Consider the following 18,961-nt stretch of genomic DNA (forward strand, 5'->3'; position numbering starts at 1 on the left):
CAGACTTGCGTTGTAGATACAACCTCGGCTTTCAAAGCCTAGTTTATGTTCATGGCAAAGAGAATCACAAGACGACTTCTGTCCCATTTTCACCGAATGGCTGTCCCGGAGATGCATCTGGCAGCGCAATGAGGCATCCTCAGGGTGTGTTCAGTTCCACGCGAAAGATCTTGTTTGCCGTCGGATCGGTGATGTCAGCGACTCCCGCAGAAACGCCGGATGGCGAATCCGGTGGGGAATACGAGGTGATCCGGCTTGACCTCGGGCGACTTCACCCGACGAGGCCGGGGCTCGTCAGCATTGCCACGACCGTCGACGGCGAGCTCATCACCTCTGCACAGGTGAATGTCGGCAACCTTCATCGCGGAGATGAAAAACTGTTCGAGGTTCGAGATTACCGACAGATTCCCATGCTTGCATCGCGCCATGACTGGACGTCACCTTTCATCGGTGAGACCGGCGCAGCCCATGTCATCGAAGAGGCGATGGGCATTACCGTGCCGACTCGGGTGGCATGGATACGCACCTTGCTCACGGAGTTCAGCAGAATCACCTCACACCTCACGTTTTTGTCCTGGTTGGGCCACCACTGTGATGATCCAGGCCTTGAGAGTGAGGTTGCCTCCACGATTGAAAATTCACGAACGATCTGGCAATGGTGTTCAGGAAATCGAATTCATCCCATGATCACGCGCATCGGAGGGCTTGAGATCCATCCTGAACAGGAGTGGTGCCCCGGGTTACGGGAATGGCTCGACGAGGCTGACATTCTCCTGCCCCGGTTACGGGCCGCCCTCGACGCCGCCGAAGGGATTCGCGAGGTCACCGTCATCGCAGGCGAGATGGTTGACGCCTACGGCCTCTCAGGGCCGGTTTCCCGCGCCAGCGGAATCAACCTGGACACCCGTGAGAGCTCACCGGTCTACGATGAACTGACCTGGCCTGCGACCGTCACCGAACCTCAGGGTGACGCCTATTCGCGACTGGCGGCCCTGTGCGACGATGTGACGGTGTCGTCGAGCCTGTGCCGCCAGGTCCTGGACCGACTACCAGCTCTAGACGGACCACTGGAGACGCGCCTGCCGACGGCTGTCAAGGTTCCCCGGGGACGCACCTGGACGGCCATGGAGGCACCTTGGGGACGAACCGGGTACCTGCTGGAATCTCGCGGCGGCACGACGCCGTGGAGAATGGCGCTGCGCACTCCCACCTTTGCCAACGTCCAAGTCTTGGAAGCCACTCTGCCGGGGACTCGGGTAAACGATCTCGAGGCCACCATCGCGTCCTTGGGATGGACATTGGGAGATCTTGACAAGTGAGGACGGGGCATGACACCCCCAGATCCCCTTCAGGTCGACAAGCGTGGGGCCCAGCCAAGTGGCTGGGCCCCACGTGAGGTTTTCGGTGGCGGAGTGTCAGGCCTGGCGGCGGGTCACGTGAGTCTCGTCAGACAGGCGAGGGAAGGCGACGCGAGACAGATCAGCAATGGTCGCGTCATTGCCGCGCTCCCAGATCTCCTCAGCGGTGGGGACGCCCGCATCAGTGACGGTGCGCAGGGTTCCCAGGCGTCCCGAACGACCGTCAGCCAGCAGGGCGTCAAGCTCAGTCTCCAGCTCGGTGATACGCATCTCGAGCGAAGCGACCCTCTTATTACCGACCGTGACCTTGTACTGCAAAGCAGCCTTGTCGCCACGGAGGGTCGACAACTCGCTCTCGGCGTGATCCAGCTTGGCGCGAGTGTCGGCGAGGGTCTTCGAGATGGAGCCGACACGACGCGAGAAGGTGTCGATCATCTCCATGGACTCAGCATGGTGACGCTTCTCCTGCTCGGATGCAGCGTGACGAAGTTCCTTGATGGTGTCGTAATGCATCTGGCGAATGGCATCGACCTGACGCCACGCCATGAAGACCGAGACCCACGCTCCGACGAGGGCTACGAGCACGCCAGCCCGGACCGCCCAGATGGAGGGAATCAGTCCACACGCAATGGCAACAACCGTTGCCGCGATGAGAATGACGAGCACACCCTTGCGCTCGCCAGTGTCCTTTTCAACCCGTTTGAGATCATGCACGCCGCTCACGCAATCAATCATATCGCGTGAGGCGTCCTCAAGTACAGTCCGTTGGGCCTCGCGTCAAGCACTGAACACTGGCGAGTCGCGATCTTGTGGTCGCTGTCACCTCTTGGAGCGCTCGTCCGGATCCTCCGGACCCTTCGGCACCTTGCAGGCGTTCTCGAGGAACCACCCGGCCCATGCCATGACCGCGCAGGTGATGGCTGTCACCGCCCCGACGATGGTCCGCTGCCGGGGGTAGGGGATGTTGAGGTGCCAGACGTAGGTGAGGACGTACACGATGCACGCCCCGACGAGAGCAGCACCCGACAAGGTGATGGCCTTTCCCAGTGCCAGTGACACGAGGCCTTGGTTCGCCTCGACCTCTCGCTTGGGGTCGACGACCTTGGCGCGAAAGGCCCTGGCATATCCCCATGTCGCGACGGCGACGACAAGGATGACCACCGGGAGCGACCAGGGCAGGATCGGAACGGTGTTGTCACTGACCTGGTAGATGCTCAGCGTGAACCATCCCAGGGCAGCTCCACACAGAGCTGCCACGATGACGACCTTCCAGTCGGTCGGAGCGAGATTGCCGTGGGGATCATCGCCGCCGTCGGGGCGTCGATCGTCATCCCAGTCCGGTGGCAGGCTCCGTGTCATAGATCCTCCTCTTCTAGATCCTCCTCTTCGCGCCTCTCGTCCCATCCTCTCGCAACGGTGACACCAGCCACGTCAATCTGGCGTGAATACGGCTTGACGGCGTTGGCTACGTCGTCGGCGTCGAAGCGGGCCAGCAGATCGACAACCCGTCCGTACCCGGGCAATTCGGCCTCAGGGTCGGCGTCGGACCACGGCACGAGGACGAATGCGCGCTCATGTGCTCGGGGGTGCGGAAGCGTCAATTCGTCAGTAGTGACGGTTTCATCGCCGACGCAAATGAGGTCAACGTCGAGGGTACGAGGACCATTTGGGATGGTGCGCTCACGCCCGTGGGCGTCTTCGATGACGTGAGCACGCTCCAACAAGACTGATGGTGGAAGGTCACTGGTTGCGACGACGACCAGATTGAGGAAGTCGTCCTGCTGCACTCCCCCAACAGGGGCAGTGACGTAGACGGGCGAGACGACGACGTCGTGAAGACCGGGGGTTTCGGAGATGAGGCGGACGGCGTCTCGCAGATGAGCAAAGGGGTTTCCCATGTTGGAACCCAGGCTGAATACAGCTTTCACTCGGCATCCTTTCGGCACGTGACGGCCACGTCGTCGAGGGCTACTCCTACCGGGGCGTGCGGCTTGTGGACGGTCACCTGGACATGACGTACTCGCGGACTGATCGCGAGAACGGTGTCGGCAATCCTGCCAGCCAAGGTTTCGATGAGATTCACCGGTTCCCCTGCGAGAACGTTGAGCACCTGCTGTGCGACTGTCGCATAATTGACGGCTTTGGTGATGTCGTCAGAGTCGGTGTCCATGTCGACGTCGAGGGTGACGTCAGCGCTGAAGGGCTGGCCGAGCTCACGCTCGCTGGCGAGGACGCCGTGGTTCGCGTGGGCGCGGATGCCCGTCAGGGTGATCTGTCCATCGGTCATGTCGGAAGGTTACCTGTACACCGCAATTGGGCTTGTCGACGACGTCTGCGAGGAGAGGCACAGCGTCAATCAGCAAGAAGCGCAGGCTCAGGCGAGGAGGCGGGCGACGGTCTCCATGGCGTCGCGGTTGGCACGGACCTCGTGGGTGCGCACACACCAGGCACGATGGAGGGCGAGGTAGGTCGACAGGGCCATCGTGCTGGCATCGCGTTCCAGGGCAGGGCGGTCCTGGCCGTTGTCAGCAAGTAGTTCGCCGAGGAAGCGCTTGCGGCTGACTCCCCACAGCACGCGCAGATCCTTGAAACCGTCCTGGAAGGCGTCGACGGCGTCGATGAGCTGCCAATTGTGTTCAACAGTTTTGGAGAAGCCGATACCGGGGTCGACGATGATGCGCTCGCGAGCGATTCCGGCGGCGATGGCGGCGTCGACCTGCTGGGAGGTTTCGCTGATGACGTCGGCGACGACGTTGTCGTAGTGGATGAGATCCTGCATGGTGGCCGACTGGCCACGCCAGTGCATGAGCACGTAGTCGACTCCGGCGTCGGCGACGACGTCGAGGATGGCCGGGTCGGCCTTGCCCCCGGAGACGTCGTTGACGATGGTGGCTCCGGCCTCGACAACGGCTTCCGCCACTGAGGCGCGCATGGTGTCGACGGAGACAGTGGCCCCGTCGGCTACCAGGGCTTCGACGACAGGCAGCACGCGACGCAGTTCCTCGTCCTCGGGGGTGCGCTCGGTGCCAGGGCGAGTGGACTCGCCGCCGACATCAATGATGTCAGCCCCGTGGGCGACGAGGTCGCGGGCGTGCCGGATGGCCACCTCGGGATCGGCCCACATGCCTCCATCGGAGAAGGAGTTGGGGGTCACGTTGACGACTCCCATGACAAGGGTGCGGGCGGGGTGCGGATTGGTGTTCGTGGGGTCCACGGAGATCATGGGGTGAAGTCTAGGGCGAGCTCACAGGTGGCGGTGATCAGCAAGGAGGCGTTCGCAGAGCCTCCACAGATATCCCAGGCCCAAGGCGCTGCACGCTGCCAGCGGGAAAATCGAGACGAGCACCGCAACGAGACGCGGGTTCGTCGGGGGGAAACCTATGCGAACCCAGGCGTACCCGGCAATCCCAGCCAGAGCAAGCAAAATCACCGCACAGGCCCACCACACGGTCGTCGAGGCCCGGCGCGCAGCCCACGAGTGCGCCAACGGCAGGGCAGCAATAAGCCCAAGCAGGGCCGATCCCACCTGTGGGTGGTGGACGCGCACTCCCGTCCACACGACGACAACATCGGCCAGACCAGCCGCCACGAAGGTGAGCACGCACAACCACGCGACATGCCACGCACCAGACCGCCGCGACGCCGGTTGGGCCAACGCCGGATCAGACCACGCCGATTCCTGACGTCGCTGCCGAGCACCCAGGCCCACGCCTCTCATTGGTCGTGCAGCTCCATCGTTGGTATGACCTTGTCAACGAAGTCGGTATCCTCGGTGAGCAAATTGATACTCACGACACTGGTGCCACCGATGGGTGCCGGAAGCGAAGCAATGAGCCACCAACCGTAGGCCCTCTTGCCTTCCCGGTTGAACACAAACGGGCACTTGACGGCCTCCCCAGCCCCCTTGACGGTAATTTCATCCCAGCCTTTGGCCTCAAACCCATCCACGTTCCCGGTCATCCGGACTTCAAGTCGGTCCTGAACAAGCACGGGATCGGTGTTGTCACTGTAGTCACCAGCGATATACATCCAGCCGGTCTCGTCTGTGAACATTTTCGTGAAAACCTTGCTGTGAGAGGGCTTCTCGACCCACTCGGCGGGATGACGCACCGACACACGCCCAACCTCAGCCTTGACCCAACTCGAGTCCCCTTGCGCACCTGCATTCTGTGAGCTCGAACACCCAACGAGACCGGCGCCAACAATGGTCAGCCCACCCAAAGCACCCCCAGCAAGAACACTACGGCGAGACATGACGTCACCAGCGGTCATCTTCATAGTCCTCGTGTTCCTTCACTCACTTACAACCAACGACCGGATGAGACACTCGTTGGCCATTCTCCAAGGAATAATATTTCTGACCCATCGACACTGACGACGTAGTGTCGTCTCTGCTACCGCCCGAGGCAATGATCAGCTTGACGCTGTGGTCATCGGACGAACTGCTCTCCGTGGTCGTCTGAGAGTCAAACTGGGCATCCTCGGAGTCGCGGAGGAACTTCGCGAAGCCGTCGCTGGGGTGGGCATCGAGCGGGTGGATGCTTGACGCCTTCCAGAGCAAGCCAACTACGTCCACGGGGTTGCTGGAGATACCGTTACCGCCGAGCCACTTGGTAACCTCGGCACGGTTGCTGTCGTTGACGGCGAGCCGGTAGGTCGTCGTTGTACGATCCATTCCGTTCACACCAGACTTGAGGGCAAACTTGGGGTCGGGACGCTTCTTGTCGGCCGCATGACGAGGCTTGTAGTCAGGATCCGAAGAACCCTTGGCCGCCTTGCCAGCTGAATGTTTGGGTTTGTACTTGCCCTTGCCAGTACTGCCCTCACCCACGTCGAGGCCAAAGCCGCTGCCTCCGGCCTCACTCTGGGTGATGACGAGTTCGGTGATCTTGCCCGACTTGTCCTTGGTCACCGAGACGGAAGTCTTGCCATCCTTCTGACCGTTAGCATTGGCCGACAGGTGGGGCCCCGAGCCCGGGGTATTGACGGTGGCGTTACCCTTGAGCGCCCCGACGGTCTCGACCTTCGTCGTCTTCGCCCCCGTCCGCTTGTCTTCCTTGCTGGTGTACAACACCTTACCGTCGGCTTTCCCATCGAGTCCGGCAGCCGTCGACTTATGGGCGCCACCGCCGAGGTTGAGCCCACCGTCGAGCTCGCCACCCAGGCCATACTCCCACACCTTGGAGGTCGCAGTGTGCCTGGCGCCCTCCAACTTCGGCTCCCCACCCCCAGACTTTTCCAAGGCCCTTTCCTCGACGTACCGCCTGAAGTCAGCCACATGAGCCTGCGCGGCAGAAAGGCTGTCGTAGTGGAAGACCTCGCCCTTCTGATACTTGCCCGACCCAGTAAGCGAGACATCCGCACCGACCTTCCCGTTTCCGCCGAGCCCCCAATCGGCACCGACCTCTCCCTTGCCGGAGCGGTACAGCTCGACATCGACGGTGCCATTGCTGTACCGGATAAACCGGTATCCGAAAGTATCCTCGCCGCCAGCGTTAACAACTTTGAAACTGCCCTTGGCAAACCACGTATTGGACTCGGTCGAGCTGTTGATCGTGCACACCTTGGGTGGGGTCTGGGCCGGCGGCTTGGCGGGGGCGCTGCACGACCCTTCCCCAGAAATGGCCACGAGGGCCTGGCACACCTTGTACCGCACCCATTCAGGTTTGATGCTGACGGCCACGGCCCCGGCGAACAACGCGGCGACAAGAAGCATCGCCACATACTCCATCGACGCGGCACCCCGCTCATTCTTGGCCCACATCGGTCTTCCTCTCGACGGTGTCGCGAACCGGTAATGAGCCTAGGAACACACCACCCCGGACACCTGAGTCCGTGGCCCCAAATGTGGGCCCAGAAGACAGAGCACGTTCAGCGGGTCACCGGGATATCGGGGGACGTCTTCGCCGATCCGACCGTAACCTTGACTTTCTTCACTGAGTCGGGCAACGGCGGGTAGGCCGCCTCCATGACGTAAACCCCATCTGGACCCACCTCTGGCGAGTCAGTCCCAATAACGAACCTCTTCTTGTATCCGGCAGGGTAGGAGTCGACCGAGTACTTCACACCCCCGGCGGTGTCGATCAGGGAGGGGTAGCCCTCCGGGTTGACGAAAGACATGGCTAAGGAGCTCATGTCGTTCGAGGTGAGCCAGAAGGTGAGGACGGTGCCCGTGGCACTGGCTTTGACCGAGGCAACGTGAAGTGTAGCTTGCTGCGTTTCATAGAGATAGGGGTGGAAGGGGATCGTGGCCACTTCCTTGGGAAGAGGCCCGCCGGCATCCTTGACCTTTCCCATGACCTGCTGGGCGGCCGCCGACTCCCGGGACGCCACCTCAGCCGAGCTCATGACACTCGGTGTCACAGAAGAACTCATACCCGACGTCGTAACAGCCGTGGAAGGAGTCGTAACAGACACCGACGGCCTCGGGGTCTCCGACCCAGTAGGCTTGTCAGAACCTCCACAGGCACTCAGAGCCAAAACAGCGGCAAGGCCGATAGCGACACAACGCCCTTTCATCATCTCTCCTTGACGGTGATCGTCACCCGACGGTTGAGACGCCGCCCAGCCTCAGAGTCATTACTAGCCACCGGATCAGCCTCACCCTTACCAGCCGTCACCAACGTGACCCCCTTCGGCAACTGAGGCCCCAACACCTTGGCCACCGACCCCGCACGACGCCGCGAAAGATCAAGATTATGCTCAGCGGCACCCTCACTACTGGTATACCCAGTGACCTCAACCTTCCCCGTCGCCTTGGCCGCCACAAGATCCTTGGCCGCCCGATTGATGACAGCACGCCCAGCAGGCTTGACGACGTCGGAATCATGATCAAACAACACCGACGAATCCAAATCGATGTTCGTAGTGTCCCCCATCACCCGCTTACGCTTGGCATCGGAGACCTCCCCCGTCGTGATGATGAGCGGGTTGACATAAGAAGCCACATCAACATCCGACAAAACGCTTGGATCCAAGGCAGGCCAAGCCGCCCCCAAAGGAAGGCCGTCAAGCCACTGGTCCTTCGCGGTCTCCTCGTCGATGGTGGGGGTAAGCGGACCATCCTCAACCGGCACATCATGAAAGAGGCGGTTACCGACCGCGACATCGACCCGCTGAACATCAGACGGCACCCGAGGAGTACTGAACCAGCCAACCGTCGCGTGCCCAGGCTGGGTGTACCCCAGGGACCCTGAGTTCCACCACTCTTGGACACACATCTTGCAGCCCGGGGGGTCCACGATCGTGCGGTAGAACTTGTGATTGCGGACGTCAAGGATGCCGCCATCGGCTTCCAGAATCCCGCTGTAACGCGGGGTGCCGGGCACGCCGACCAAGTAGCCCCCATCAATCGGCCCGGACGCCGACGAGTCGACGGTCAGCGAGTAATAAACGACAGTCGCCTGAGGCAGACGCCGCACAGCATGCAACGCCAGCACCACCGAGCCCGGCTTCGCAGCCCGACGCTTCTCAACGTCCCCATGGCTCACAGCCACTGCACCGATGATCGGCACCTGCCCTGGCGTCGCGTCGTCGGCTTGTGCCGGCACCACCGCCGAAACCACCGCCATAGTGAGCCCGCAGAGGAGCCCACTGGCTCTAACGTTCAACTTACGCATAATAATGACCCTACGATAGAGGCCGGGTCACGTCCACAGCCCACCAGAATAGGCAGCCCTCGCGCAGAGAACCGTTGCGGTGATACCCGGCCAACTTCCATTAACCATCGGCCCTACGACGCGAACCGACGCCCACAAACATGTCGACTCACTTGACCAGGGACGCCTTGTCATCGCCGACAAGAAGGGTCTTGATCTGCTCAGGAGGCGTCGTCACGGTGATCTTCCCGAACCCGTCCATCACGATGTCTATCGACTTTCCATTGCACACCATATGTCCGTTTGCCGAAGGCGAGAATGTCTCTCCCTCCTTCGGTTCCGCTGGTTCCATGTCGATACTGCAACCGAAACCGAAGGCGAATCGAGAATCGGCGACAGCATGCCCTTCGTTGTGTTGACCGTTGGTTTGCACATCACGGCTTCGGACCGACACCGTGATCAAACCGTTCTCCGGTGTGTACTGATAGGAAATGACATCCGAGCCATTTCGCTGCGCAAAGGAAATGGCCGAATCCGCTCCAGCGTCGCCAACCGGCGCGTCGAGCCCACCAGACTTCGCGTACGCGTCGACGATCTCCGGAAGCATGTCCTGCACCTTCTGCGCTCCGGCAAGGGCAGCCGCGTCCGCCGAAGAGTCCAGACCGGTACGTTCGGTCCCCGCAGTGGCAAACCGCGGGATTGCCAGCACCGCCACCATGATGATGACGAAAGTGAACACCGCCAGCAGCGCCGTGCTGGCCTGCCCATCGTCGCGTCTCCAGTTCATCGGCCTACCTCCCCGCTGTGGGTTGACTTCGGATCACCCGAGGCATGGCGACGCGGTGGACGCCATATGCATCCACCGCGCCACACCACAGTCGGGACATCATGCTACGGTGTCGTTCCGACTGGTTTGCGTCATCTCCAAGATCACGGGTGGATATTACCGATGACGTCGGTGGCGGTCTTAACCCATTTCCCGACAGTGCCCGGATTGATGGCCGCGTGGACGGCGCCCACGATGACGGCGCCGATGAGCAGCATGCCAACATACTCGAGGGCGCTGGCACCGCGCTCCTGACGAAGCTTGTCGGCGATCGACTTCATGGCGAGCTGCGTGCGGACGGTGGTGGCGAGAACCAGATCGTTCATGATGGTTTCCTCTCCCTGTGGTGTGATGTTCCTCCGAGGTGTCCGAGAGAAGGCATCTGGTGAAATCCCTCCCTCACCTGACATGGAAAAACCTACGGATTCTCACCAGCCCATCACAGGGTCCCAAGGCCCAACTATGTGCCCATGTTGAGCCCACTGTCAGGGGAGTCCGTGAGGGCCCGAACCGTGGAGCCACAGCACTATGGCCTGGGCCCGTGTCGTCACCCCGAGGGTCGCGAAGATCTGATTGATGTGGTTCTTCACCGTCTTTTCAGCCAGGAACAGCGTCTTGCTGATCTCCTTGTTCGACTTGCCGTCGGCGATGAGCTCCATGACCTCGACCTGCCGACTGCTAAGGCCCATGGTCGTCTTGCGGGGGAGAACGGGCTCCCCCGCAACCGACCCCTCCCCTGTCCGCGCAGCAGGCCCTTTTTCGGCCAAGGTCTTCATCACCGGTGCAGTCAAGGTCATGGCTCCAGCCCTGGCACTGCGGATCATGTGGCCCAGGGACTGGGCGTCGAAGGCGCCATGGACAAGGTACCCGACAGCGCCCTCGGCCAGGGCGCGACGAATCGACTCCGAATCGTCGGTGAAGGTCGTCATGATGACCGTCGACCCGGCAGCAAGCTGCGGCAGGACTGACAGGCCGTCACGACGCGGCATCCGAATGTCACGCAAGATGACGTTCGGTTTGAGTTCTTCGGCCAGGCGCAACGCCTCATCACCATCGGCCGCCTCACCGACGACCTCAAGAGCGCCGTCCTGCTCGAGCAGCGTACGCAGCCCCACACGCATGACCGCAGAATCGTCGACCACCATGACTGTGGTCACTTCGGGCTCACTCACGTTCCTCCCAAAGCTTATCCTGGACAACCATCGTCACCGTCGTCCCCTCTCCGACCTCACTCGAGACCTCGGCCCTTCCCCCAACACGTAACAAACGACGCTGGATATCGAGCACGCCTTGGTGACCAGCACGCTGACAGGCGCGCAACTCCGGCTCCGAGAACCCCTTACCCGTGTCCCGAACGACGACGCTCAGGGTTGGCCCTTCCTTGCTGGCAACGACCGACACGTCGCAAGGACCAGCATGTTGGGCGATGTTGTCGAGGGCCTCGCTGATCGCGGCCAATACCTCAAACTGCACATCCTGGCGCTCGAGGACCATGTCCTTGTCGATGCTGAGACGGACGTGACGATCTTCGGCACACTGCCAGGCACTTACCAGACCGATGACGGCTTCTCCGAAAACGAGCTCGGTGGAATCCTCGCGCAACCCAGACATCACGCAACGCAGTTCGGAGACGGCTTGCGCACTCATCTGATGCGCCTGCTTGGCGACCATGATGGCTCGCGACGGATCGGACTCCACGGCGTCAGGGATGACCGAAGTCGTGAGAGCCACACTCTGTATCGTCTTGGCCAGCTTGTCGTGCAACTCAGTGGCGAGCTTGGCGCGTTCTTCGGCCGCTGTGGTGGCGATGATGCTGGCTTGCAGAACCTTGTGACTACGTTGTTCGTTATCAGCAGCCTTGCGCACCACAAGACCGAGGAACCACATCGCCATGAGCATGAATGACATGATGAGCCCGGTTGACCCGTCCTGCCCTGATCTCGTCCTCCACCCGAGGAAATACAGGACGAGGAGAAGCACCATCGTGACGAGCCCACCGACACGATCCACCCAGACGCCGACGAGGAAGGCCGTCGTCAGCACCGTCAGCTGCAACGCCCCCGCCGCCCCAGCCACGACGACGAAGCCGACGACGACAGTCAAGTCGACCAGCGTCAACAACGGGTGGGCCTCCAGGAGCGACAAGGACTCGGGGGAACGCACCTCAAAGATCGACAGCACCACAATGGCGACAACGGCCGCGATCTGGAGAATGGACAGGTTCCTGCCAAAGGGGCAGAGCAGGGCGATGAACACCGCGACGAGCCGCAGCGAAAGCGCCGCCCGGGTGAGCTCATGGAGCTGGGAGCCACCTATCCCGGGCCGGGGCATAGCGCTCACTTGAACAACCCCGAAATCTGGTCGAGCATGCCAGTCCCGATGAGCAGGCCACCGATGAGCAGAACGAGGACACCCGGCACCATGACGGTCGTCGTCACCAGTGACACCCGAGGCTCAATCTTCGCCGCCCGCTGGCGGGCAGCCTGGGCCGCAGAGCGTCGCATGTCGGCGGCAATGTGGTTGAGGGTGTCGACGAGTGGCGCACCGAGTTCTTCTGACTGCACATAAGCCGAGACGAATTCGTCCACCGCTGCCGAGCCCGTCCGGTCGCGCAGGGCGGTGAAGGCCTGACGCATGCTCGCGCCATTGTCGATGTGCTGAAGGGTGAGCTGGATCTCTTCGGCGAGTGGGCCACCATAACGCTCCGACACAGTCCGCAAAGCGCGTCGGAAGCCGATACCAGCGGTGACCGTCACCGCCAAGACATCCATGAAGCTCGGTAGGTCGTCATCGATACGCTCCTTACGGCGCTTGACATCACCAGTGAGCTTGCCCAGCGGGAGGATGATCGGGATGAACAGCGCGAGCAGAGCAATGAAACCCATTCCCCGCACCATGAGAACCACCGCTAGGGGAACCACGAGAATCGCCCACTTGAGGATATCGGTGATCACCGTGTCAACGGTCATCCCATCGGGACGTCCAGCGGCGTTGACCTGACGTTGGATCCAGGTGACGGCGCGTTCTGGGAGGGCATTGCGGACAGTCGGCAGCATGGTCAGGGCGAGTGACTCCAAGGGGCCGGCACGACGAGCACTCTCGGTCTTCTTGAGGAGAGCCACCTCGTCGAGGTCCAATGCCTCGGCCGGGTCCGAGGTCGCCAGATAGATGCCTCGTATGGCAAGAACGACAGCTCCCAGGGCAACGAAGCCTGGGATGAGACCAAACAGGATCGAGTTCACAACTTCACCTTCGTCATCTGGCGGATGATGACGAACCCCACCGCGAACAATGACAGGCCCGCGATGAGGCAGATCCGCCCCACCATCGACTTCGTCATGAGCTCGACAGTGCCGGGGCTCAGGAAATTGAGCGCAACAAGTAGGCCCAGTCCGATGATAATGATGAGATAAGCCGTGGACAAAGCCTGCGACAGGATCGTCGTCACCTCGCGACGAGTCTCCTTGCGCTCCTCGAGAGAGTCAGCGATGCCACGCAGGGCCGTCACCAGCGAGCCACCACTACGGGCCGACACCACCAAGGTCGACATGAGGACCGACACCTCACGCGAGCGCATGTGGGAGGAGAGCTCATCGAGGGCCGCTTGCAGTGGGGCACCGAACCTGAGTCGGTTCTCGACCGCGGCGAACTCGCTCCGGGCTGGCTCTCCGAGTTCTTCAGACACCATCGCAATAGCAGTCGGCAGCGACAAACCAGCATGGCTGGCGTTGGCCAGGAGACGGGCGAGCTCCGGAAGCTGGTCGACGAACCTCGCCGTGCGCCGCTGCTGTGCTCGTCGGACGAACTCCCACAACCCGGCCAGCCCCAGCACGACACCGAGGACTGCCAGGGCCGGGGCCAGGATCTGGTAGAAGACCACCGTAACAAGAATCGAGACGGCCACCGTGATGAGAGCCACAGCGGCAGGCGGCTGGGTGATGCCACCGGCCTCGAGCTCGCGCGCCAGCCATCGGCCCGGTCGGGTCTGCACGAACCGGGCGTTGAGATCACCGAAGGCGGTCTTTGGACGCAACCCGACGAAGGCTGCGCCTCTGACGGCACGTCGACGTTGGGACCGGACCCACCAAAAGTCGCGCAGAGCAAACAGAATGAGCCCAGCGATGGTACCGGCCTCGAGCAACAACAACCAGAACCAGATCATGCGGCCTCCTGGTGATCGAGGCCCACCCCGGCCGCAGCCAGTCGGGCAGCAAGAGCGTCCGGAATCTCGCAGGTGCGGAAGGCGCCGTCCCCCGGGTTGGACGGCGAAGGTACCCACTCCATGATCGGCTGGAGTCTGAAAGGTTCCTGACGACGGCTCGACACATAGGCGACGGTCGTCACCCGGCGGGCGCCGTCACTGGTGCGCTGCAGCTGCACAATGACATCAATGGCCGAGTTCACCTGGTCGTGGAGGGCTTGGAAAGGCATGCCGACGTCACTCATCGAGGCCAAGGTCTCCAGCCTGACCAGAGCGTCGTCAGGGGAATTGGCATGCACGGTCGTCAGTGACCCCTCGTGGCCGGTGTTCATGGCCTGGAGCATGTCGAGAGCCTCTCCCCCACGGCACTCACCGACGATGATTCGATCCGGTCGCATACGTAGCGAGTTGCGCACCAGGTCACGAATCGTCACCTGACCGCCACCCTCAACGTTGGGCGGCCGAGTCTCGAGTCGGATGGTGTGAGGCTGGTCCAAGGTGAGCTCTGCGGCGTCCTCGATGGTGACGATCCGCTCAGACGGATCAATGAAACTTGAGAGGGCATTGAGCAGGGTTGTCTTGCCCGAGCCGGTGCCCCCCGAGACGATGACGTTGAGTCTGGCTTGGACGAAAGACCGCAGCAACTGCGCGGTAGCTAGGTCGAGGGAGTTTTTCTCGACCATCGCCTCGAGGCTGAGAGCCTGGGGGAACAGTCGAATGGTCACCGTCGGACCGTTGAGGGCCAGCGGCGGCAAAACGACGTTGACTCGAGCGCCGCGAGGCATGCGGGGATCGGGTGGTAGGCGGGCGTCAACCATCGGACTGGACTCATCAACGCGACGGTTGACGGTGGAGACGATCCGGTCGATGGACTGCATGAGCTGGTCCTCGGAACTGAAGGCAGTGGGCCACAACTCAAGCCTGCCAGCCCGCTCGACGTAGATCGTCTGGTGTCCGTTGATCATGATCTCGCTGACGCTCGGGTCGGAGAGGATCGGTTCGAGCACACCCAGGCCCACAGCCTCATCCACGACTCGGCGCACAAGTTGGTTGCGCTGCGAGGTGGAAAGAATGACCCCTTCGCGGGAGACGAGGTGCGCGATGACCCGCTCCAGGCGGACCTTGCGCTGAGCGGTGTCGAGTTTTGACAGTTCGCCCAGATCGACCTCCTCAAGCAGGAGGCGCCGAAACACCGAGACCAGCGACTCCCTCTGCTCATCGGACTCCGCCGTGTGCGGGCGGGCGTCCTCGAAGGCTGCATACGATCTCATGGCCGCAACCTCGGCATCTCCGCCGCGCGGGTCACCGTCCCGACCTGGAACCCGATAAGGGAAGGGATGCGCACGGTGAGGCTCACCCGGCGGCTGTCACTACCACCGACCGACATCGACTCGACGTGAAGACCCCCAGTGAGAGAATTCTGCGCGGCTGAGGTCGGGTCCTCGTGGAGAGTCGCAGCTCGCGCAGCATCCCGGGCAGCATGGGTGGTCTCGACTGAGGTCCAGCCGACCAGGCCGAGCTGAACGGCGGCAACAGCGACAAGGAGGAACGACGGCAGGAGCCCGATAACCTCGATGGCGGCACCACCTTTGTCATCCTCCCACACCCTGCGGTTCAATCGGTTACTCATCGAGGCTCCTCTACGACACTCTTCGATGCCTCTACGACGTGCATGGCACCCCACACGCCGGTGAGAGACCCAGGCACCCTGAGTTTGACGGTGATGGAACTTCCGCCACTAACGCTGACGTCGTCGAAAGGACGAGGCAAAGCGCCGCGAGCCTTGTTAGTGGCCGAGGTCAGGGAACCTGACACGGAATACTCGCGCGAGGCCGCGGCCGCCGCACGGCCCACCATGACATCGGAAACCCCGACGACGAGCATCTGCCAACCCGCCAGCACCACCAATAGGACGATCGGCAGGATGCCGACGTCCTCCAGGGCGACCCCACCGGCGTCATCGCGCCACCAAGAGCCACGCATCGCACTCATCACAGTCGTCATCGTTTGCCCCTGTCCTTGTCTGCTTTCCTTCGGGCCGCACGTCGTGCGGTAGCACTCTGCCGGCCCGTCTCTGATCGAGCTCGCTCACGTCGGCCCGTCACCGCCTCCTCGGCTGGCTCAGGAGACTCGATATCAGCACCAGCCTCGCGGCGCAGAGCCGAGATGAGCCGCCACCAGGACACCTCGGTGAGGGCCCGCGGATCGCGATCGTTCGAGGCAACCTCCAGAGCCCTGGGCATGAACGGCAACATGACGTCCAGCACCTTGGCGACGGTGAGCTTGGCCACGGCCGACGCCGGGAAGACCGACCTCTTGTCGACCTTGTTGACGACCACCTTGAGAGCCGATTCGTCACGCACACCCAGCGATTCCCAGGCTGCCGCGCGCTTACGGAAGGCCCTCATGACCAAGGCGTCGGGGGTGGTGACGACGACCATCTCGTCGGCCATCTGGGCCACCGCCGCCTGGCCGGGCGAAACATGGCCGCCGGCGTCGACGATGACCAAAGGGAACTCAAAACGCAGCAGATCCAGCACGGCACGAATGGCCTCGGGTGTGATGTAGTCGGACTCACGCACGTCGCTGGGCGCGAGCATGACGTGGATGCCACTCTCGTGCTGGATGACGGCATCGGCCACGGTCGACGCCGAGAGGTCGGAGGAGACCTTGGCGATATCGGCGATGGACACCGACTGACGGATGTCGAGCATCGCGGCTACATCCCCCTTCTCCACGTCGGCATCGACCACGCACACCCGCGAGTTCGGGTGAACGCGCAGGAAATCAGCCGCCATGTGAACCGCCAGAGTCGTCGTTCCGACTCCGCCCTTGGCACCGGCGACGCAGACCAAGCGTCCACGCCGACGGGACTGGGCCGCGGTACCTGCAATGACCGTGCGCATCGTCTCGGCGTATTCGAGGGCATTGGCGACGCGCTCCGAAACATCCTCGTAGACGAAAGGCTGGCTGATGACGGCACGGGCACCCGACTCCATGGCGTGCATGGCCGCCGAGTCGGATCGGTGAGTCATGACCTCAACGACGGCGGTCCCGGGATGAGCTGACAGGAACGACCGGCAGACATCCTCGACAGGGTCAGGGCCGGTCTGGTCACCAATGAGGACGAGGTCCGGTGCCGACCGGGCAACGGCCTTCCTCAATTCGATGGTTGTCGCCACGACGTCGGTGACCGCCAGATCGGGCAGCTCCGACAGGAGGGTCTGGAGGTCACCGACGACGTTCCGGTCGGCGTGGCAAATAATTGCGGTGCTCACCTCTTGCCCTCCGGAACGGCCTGGCCACCCAAACTAGAGGCGTCGTACTCGCTATTCTCACCATTGCGGTTGGCCCCAGCATCAGTGGGCAGCGCCACCAGACGAACCTCCTTCGCGAAGGCGGCGGCATAGGTGACGGCCGTCGCGTCATTCGGGGTGAGGGCGAGGGTGACTGGGATGACCTCGGTCTCAGCCAGGCCGCTGCCGGACTGGTTAGTGACATTCATCTTGCCCGCAATGGACACCACGCGGATGTTGCGTGTCAGGACACGAACCGATTTCGGCAGGCCGGGAACGTCAGCGAAGACGGCGTAAATATCGACCCTGTCGCCCGGCTTGACTCGCCCGGCGACTCCAGTCACCGAGTTGACGTTGATGGCGATCTCACGCTCGTCTGGATTGAGATCGGAAGGAGCGATGAGCATGTCGCGGGTGATGACGGTTCCAGGCTCCACACGGAAGCCGATTCGGCGTCCCTTCAAGGCTGACATGCTGACGATTGAGGAATCAGAGGTCCATCGGCGAGGCACCTCGACAGGCTCAAGAAGCGACTCGGACAGCGGGGTGTAAGGGCTGATCGGAGCCTTGGCCCGGTACACGGTCACGCGCGACCCGACCTGACTGTTAACCGAGGACACATACCGCGTCACCGTCAGGAAGGTCGCAATGGCGACGACGACCGCAATGAGCAAGTAGATGAGACCACGACGTTGACGAGGGTTCACGCGACACTCTCCTGATTGAGGACATGGACATGGCACACCGGGCACACCGGGCGCAGGCAATCGGCAGCGCACACTGGGCACCTACCAAACGGTTCACGGACGTCGGTAGGCCAGCCGAGGAGGGCAAACTCTCGACCTCGGCTGCCGTACTCGGCTCGAACGTCAATGACAGGCCGTTCCACCGTGGCCGACTGCAGTGGGCCAACCAGTGGGCAGTCCCCCTCGGTAACCCTCCATGCCTGGAGCCAGTAGTCGGCACTACCGGTCCCGGCCTTAGACTCTCGAGAAAAGTGAACCTCGGGGGTGAACTGGACGACCGATACGCCTCCCCAGGGAAGCAGGGATGCCAGATGGCGCCCAAGCCCGGGGGAAGGGTCATTGAGGCCGGACAGCGAGCGAAGGACCACGCCGGACCTCGAGGTGGTCAAGACACGCTCGAGTTGTTCGATCTTCGCCACTAGCGGTTCACGGCGAGGAGCAACCGCCGAGCAGGCCAGGACTGCAGCCAGGGCCGAAGCGCGATGCGTGACATGCGCCACGGGGACGGCCGATACGGCTCCGCTGGCCAAGGTGGCAGCGAACCGTGCCTGCCGGGCCACGGCCGGACGATACACGAGCGTCACGGAATCGACCGGATAAAACCTCAGCCAAGCGGCGAGCAAGCTCGGGTCATCGGCCCCCATGACAAGAACCGTCGGGTCGTCGCCCCGCCAAGCAGTGAGGCCGCTATGAACCGGGTAGGCCTCCACTACGACGAAGACATCGTTCATAGTCAACTCGCCTCCTTCTCGTGTGATTCGTGTCGGAACGGTCTCTGTCGGTCGAACCAAGCCCAGTGCGAGCCCTTGTCGGGCCAGATCAGCCTCTGGCCTGGGCATACGGGCATGACTCTTCGGCATTCCGGGCCAATTTTAACTGCGGTACGGGTCATTGCCCGATCATTCGTAATACGTGATGTATATGTAGGCCTGTCGG

23 protein-coding genes are annotated in these 18,961 nt (G+C 62.3%); 1 reads left to right on the forward strand and 22 read right to left on the reverse strand.

Translation table 11 applies throughout. The features are described 5' to 3' along the window. Window positions 1-128 precede the first annotated feature (128 nt). Entirely contained in the window at window positions 129-1,319 is a 1,191-nt protein-coding gene (locus ACUCCZ_RS09435; RefSeq protein WP_435917283.1) for an NADH-quinone oxidoreductase subunit D-related protein, read from the forward strand. Between the two features lie 96 nt (window positions 1,320-1,415). Here ACUCCZ_RS09435 and ACUCCZ_RS09440 read toward each other — a convergent pair whose 3' ends face one another. The 22 genes from ACUCCZ_RS09440 to ACUCCZ_RS09545 form a co-directional block, all read right to left on the reverse strand. Continuing rightward, window positions 1,416-2,093, reverse strand: a complete 678-nt coding sequence (locus tag ACUCCZ_RS09440; RefSeq protein ID WP_435917284.1) for a cell division topological specificity factor MinE — start codon at window positions 2,091-2,093, stop codon at window positions 1,416-1,418. 84 nt (window positions 2,094-2,177) lie between these two features. Then, the gene (locus tag ACUCCZ_RS09445) at window positions 2,178-2,717 is read right to left on the reverse strand and encodes a DUF3180 domain-containing protein (RefSeq protein WP_435917285.1); all 540 of its coding nucleotides are present in this window, start codon (window positions 2,715-2,717) and stop codon (window positions 2,178-2,180) included. Next, window positions 2,714-3,256, reverse strand: coding sequence for a 2-amino-4-hydroxy-6-hydroxymethyldihydropteridine diphosphokinase (gene folK / locus ACUCCZ_RS09450; protein WP_462981573.1), 543 nt, complete (start codon window positions 3,254-3,256; stop codon window positions 2,714-2,716). Before folK ends, ACUCCZ_RS09445 begins: the two co-directional genes overlap by 4 nt. Window positions 3,257-3,282: 26 nt before the next feature. After that, the gene (gene folB / locus ACUCCZ_RS09455; RefSeq protein WP_016666893.1) at window positions 3,283-3,645 is read right to left on the reverse strand and encodes a dihydroneopterin aldolase; all 363 of its coding nucleotides are present in this window, start codon (window positions 3,643-3,645) and stop codon (window positions 3,283-3,285) included. Between the two features lie 87 nt (window positions 3,646-3,732). Further along, entirely contained in the window at window positions 3,733-4,581 is an 849-nt protein-coding gene (gene folP / locus ACUCCZ_RS09460) for a dihydropteroate synthase (protein WP_435917287.1), read from the reverse strand. A 21-nt stretch (window positions 4,582-4,602) separates the two neighbouring features. Beyond that, window positions 4,603-5,076: a hypothetical protein gene (locus ACUCCZ_RS09465; protein WP_435917288.1), complete on the reverse strand. Its 474-nt coding sequence runs from the start codon at window positions 5,074-5,076 to the stop codon at window positions 4,603-4,605. After that, entirely contained in the window at window positions 5,073-5,474 is a 402-nt protein-coding gene (locus ACUCCZ_RS09470; protein WP_252906064.1) for a Tat pathway signal sequence, read from the reverse strand. The genes ACUCCZ_RS09465 and ACUCCZ_RS09470 overlap by 4 nt, the downstream gene beginning before the upstream one ends. A gap of 181 nt (window positions 5,475-5,655) precedes the next feature. Continuing rightward, window positions 5,656-7,122 (reverse strand): hypothetical protein, encoded by a 1,467-nt coding sequence (locus ACUCCZ_RS09475; RefSeq protein WP_252908266.1) that lies wholly within the window; start codon window positions 7,120-7,122, stop codon window positions 5,656-5,658. A gap of 107 nt (window positions 7,123-7,229) precedes the next feature. Further along, entirely contained in the window at window positions 7,230-7,706 is a 477-nt protein-coding gene (locus tag ACUCCZ_RS09480) for a hypothetical protein (RefSeq protein WP_435917396.1), read from the reverse strand. A gap of 170 nt (window positions 7,707-7,876) precedes the next feature. Further along, window positions 7,877-8,977, reverse strand: a complete 1,101-nt coding sequence (locus ACUCCZ_RS09485; RefSeq protein ID WP_435917289.1) for an OmpA family protein — start codon at window positions 8,975-8,977, stop codon at window positions 7,877-7,879. 148 nt (window positions 8,978-9,125) lie between these two features. Next, entirely contained in the window at window positions 9,126-9,743 is a 618-nt protein-coding gene (locus tag ACUCCZ_RS09490; protein WP_435917290.1) for a pilus assembly protein TadG-related protein, read from the reverse strand. 143 nt (window positions 9,744-9,886) lie between these two features. Further along, a complete protein-coding gene (locus ACUCCZ_RS09495) occupies window positions 9,887-10,108 on the reverse strand; it encodes a hypothetical protein (RefSeq protein WP_435917291.1) in 222 nt (73 codons plus the stop codon). Window positions 10,109-10,267: 159 nt separating this feature from the next. After that, window positions 10,268-10,954 (reverse strand): response regulator, encoded by a 687-nt coding sequence (locus tag ACUCCZ_RS09500; RefSeq protein WP_435917292.1) that lies wholly within the window; start codon window positions 10,952-10,954, stop codon window positions 10,268-10,270. Further along, complete coding sequence (locus tag ACUCCZ_RS09505; protein ID WP_435917397.1) at window positions 10,947-12,113, reverse strand: sensor histidine kinase; 1,167 nt, start codon at window positions 12,111-12,113, stop codon at window positions 10,947-10,949. Before ACUCCZ_RS09505 ends, ACUCCZ_RS09500 begins: the two co-directional genes overlap by 8 nt. A gap of 5 nt (window positions 12,114-12,118) precedes the next feature. Then, window positions 12,119-13,024, reverse strand: a complete 906-nt coding sequence (locus tag ACUCCZ_RS09510) for a type II secretion system F family protein (protein WP_252908260.1) — start codon at window positions 13,022-13,024, stop codon at window positions 12,119-12,121. Then, window positions 13,021-13,944: a type II secretion system F family protein gene (locus ACUCCZ_RS09515; protein ID WP_435917294.1), complete on the reverse strand. Its 924-nt coding sequence runs from the start codon at window positions 13,942-13,944 to the stop codon at window positions 13,021-13,023. Before ACUCCZ_RS09515 ends, ACUCCZ_RS09510 begins: the two co-directional genes overlap by 4 nt. Continuing rightward, the gene (locus ACUCCZ_RS09520; protein ID WP_435917295.1) at window positions 13,941-15,254 is read right to left on the reverse strand and encodes a CpaF family protein; all 1,314 of its coding nucleotides are present in this window, start codon (window positions 15,252-15,254) and stop codon (window positions 13,941-13,943) included. The genes ACUCCZ_RS09515 and ACUCCZ_RS09520 overlap by 4 nt, the downstream gene beginning before the upstream one ends. After that, entirely contained in the window at window positions 15,251-15,613 is a 363-nt protein-coding gene (locus ACUCCZ_RS09525; RefSeq protein WP_252908257.1) for a TadE/TadG family type IV pilus assembly protein, read from the reverse strand. Before ACUCCZ_RS09525 ends, ACUCCZ_RS09520 begins: the two co-directional genes overlap by 4 nt. Further along, the gene (locus ACUCCZ_RS09530; protein WP_252908256.1) at window positions 15,610-15,987 is read right to left on the reverse strand and encodes a hypothetical protein; all 378 of its coding nucleotides are present in this window, start codon (window positions 15,985-15,987) and stop codon (window positions 15,610-15,612) included. Before ACUCCZ_RS09530 ends, ACUCCZ_RS09525 begins: the two co-directional genes overlap by 4 nt. Then, on the reverse strand, window positions 15,984-17,261 hold the full coding sequence (locus ACUCCZ_RS09535; protein WP_252908255.1) for an AAA family ATPase: 1,278 nt from the start codon (window positions 17,259-17,261) through the stop codon (window positions 15,984-15,986). The genes ACUCCZ_RS09530 and ACUCCZ_RS09535 overlap by 4 nt, the downstream gene beginning before the upstream one ends. Next, window positions 17,258-17,986: a Flp pilus assembly protein CpaB gene (gene cpaB, locus ACUCCZ_RS09540; protein WP_252908254.1), complete on the reverse strand. Its 729-nt coding sequence runs from the start codon at window positions 17,984-17,986 to the stop codon at window positions 17,258-17,260. Before cpaB ends, ACUCCZ_RS09535 begins: the two co-directional genes overlap by 4 nt. Then, window positions 17,983-18,756, reverse strand: a complete 774-nt coding sequence (locus ACUCCZ_RS09545) for a hypothetical protein (RefSeq protein ID WP_435917296.1) — start codon at window positions 18,754-18,756, stop codon at window positions 17,983-17,985. Before ACUCCZ_RS09545 ends, cpaB begins: the two co-directional genes overlap by 4 nt. Window positions 18,757-18,961: the final 205 nt, after the last annotated feature.

The sequence above is a fragment of the Cutibacterium nasicola genome (assembly GCF_052654715.2).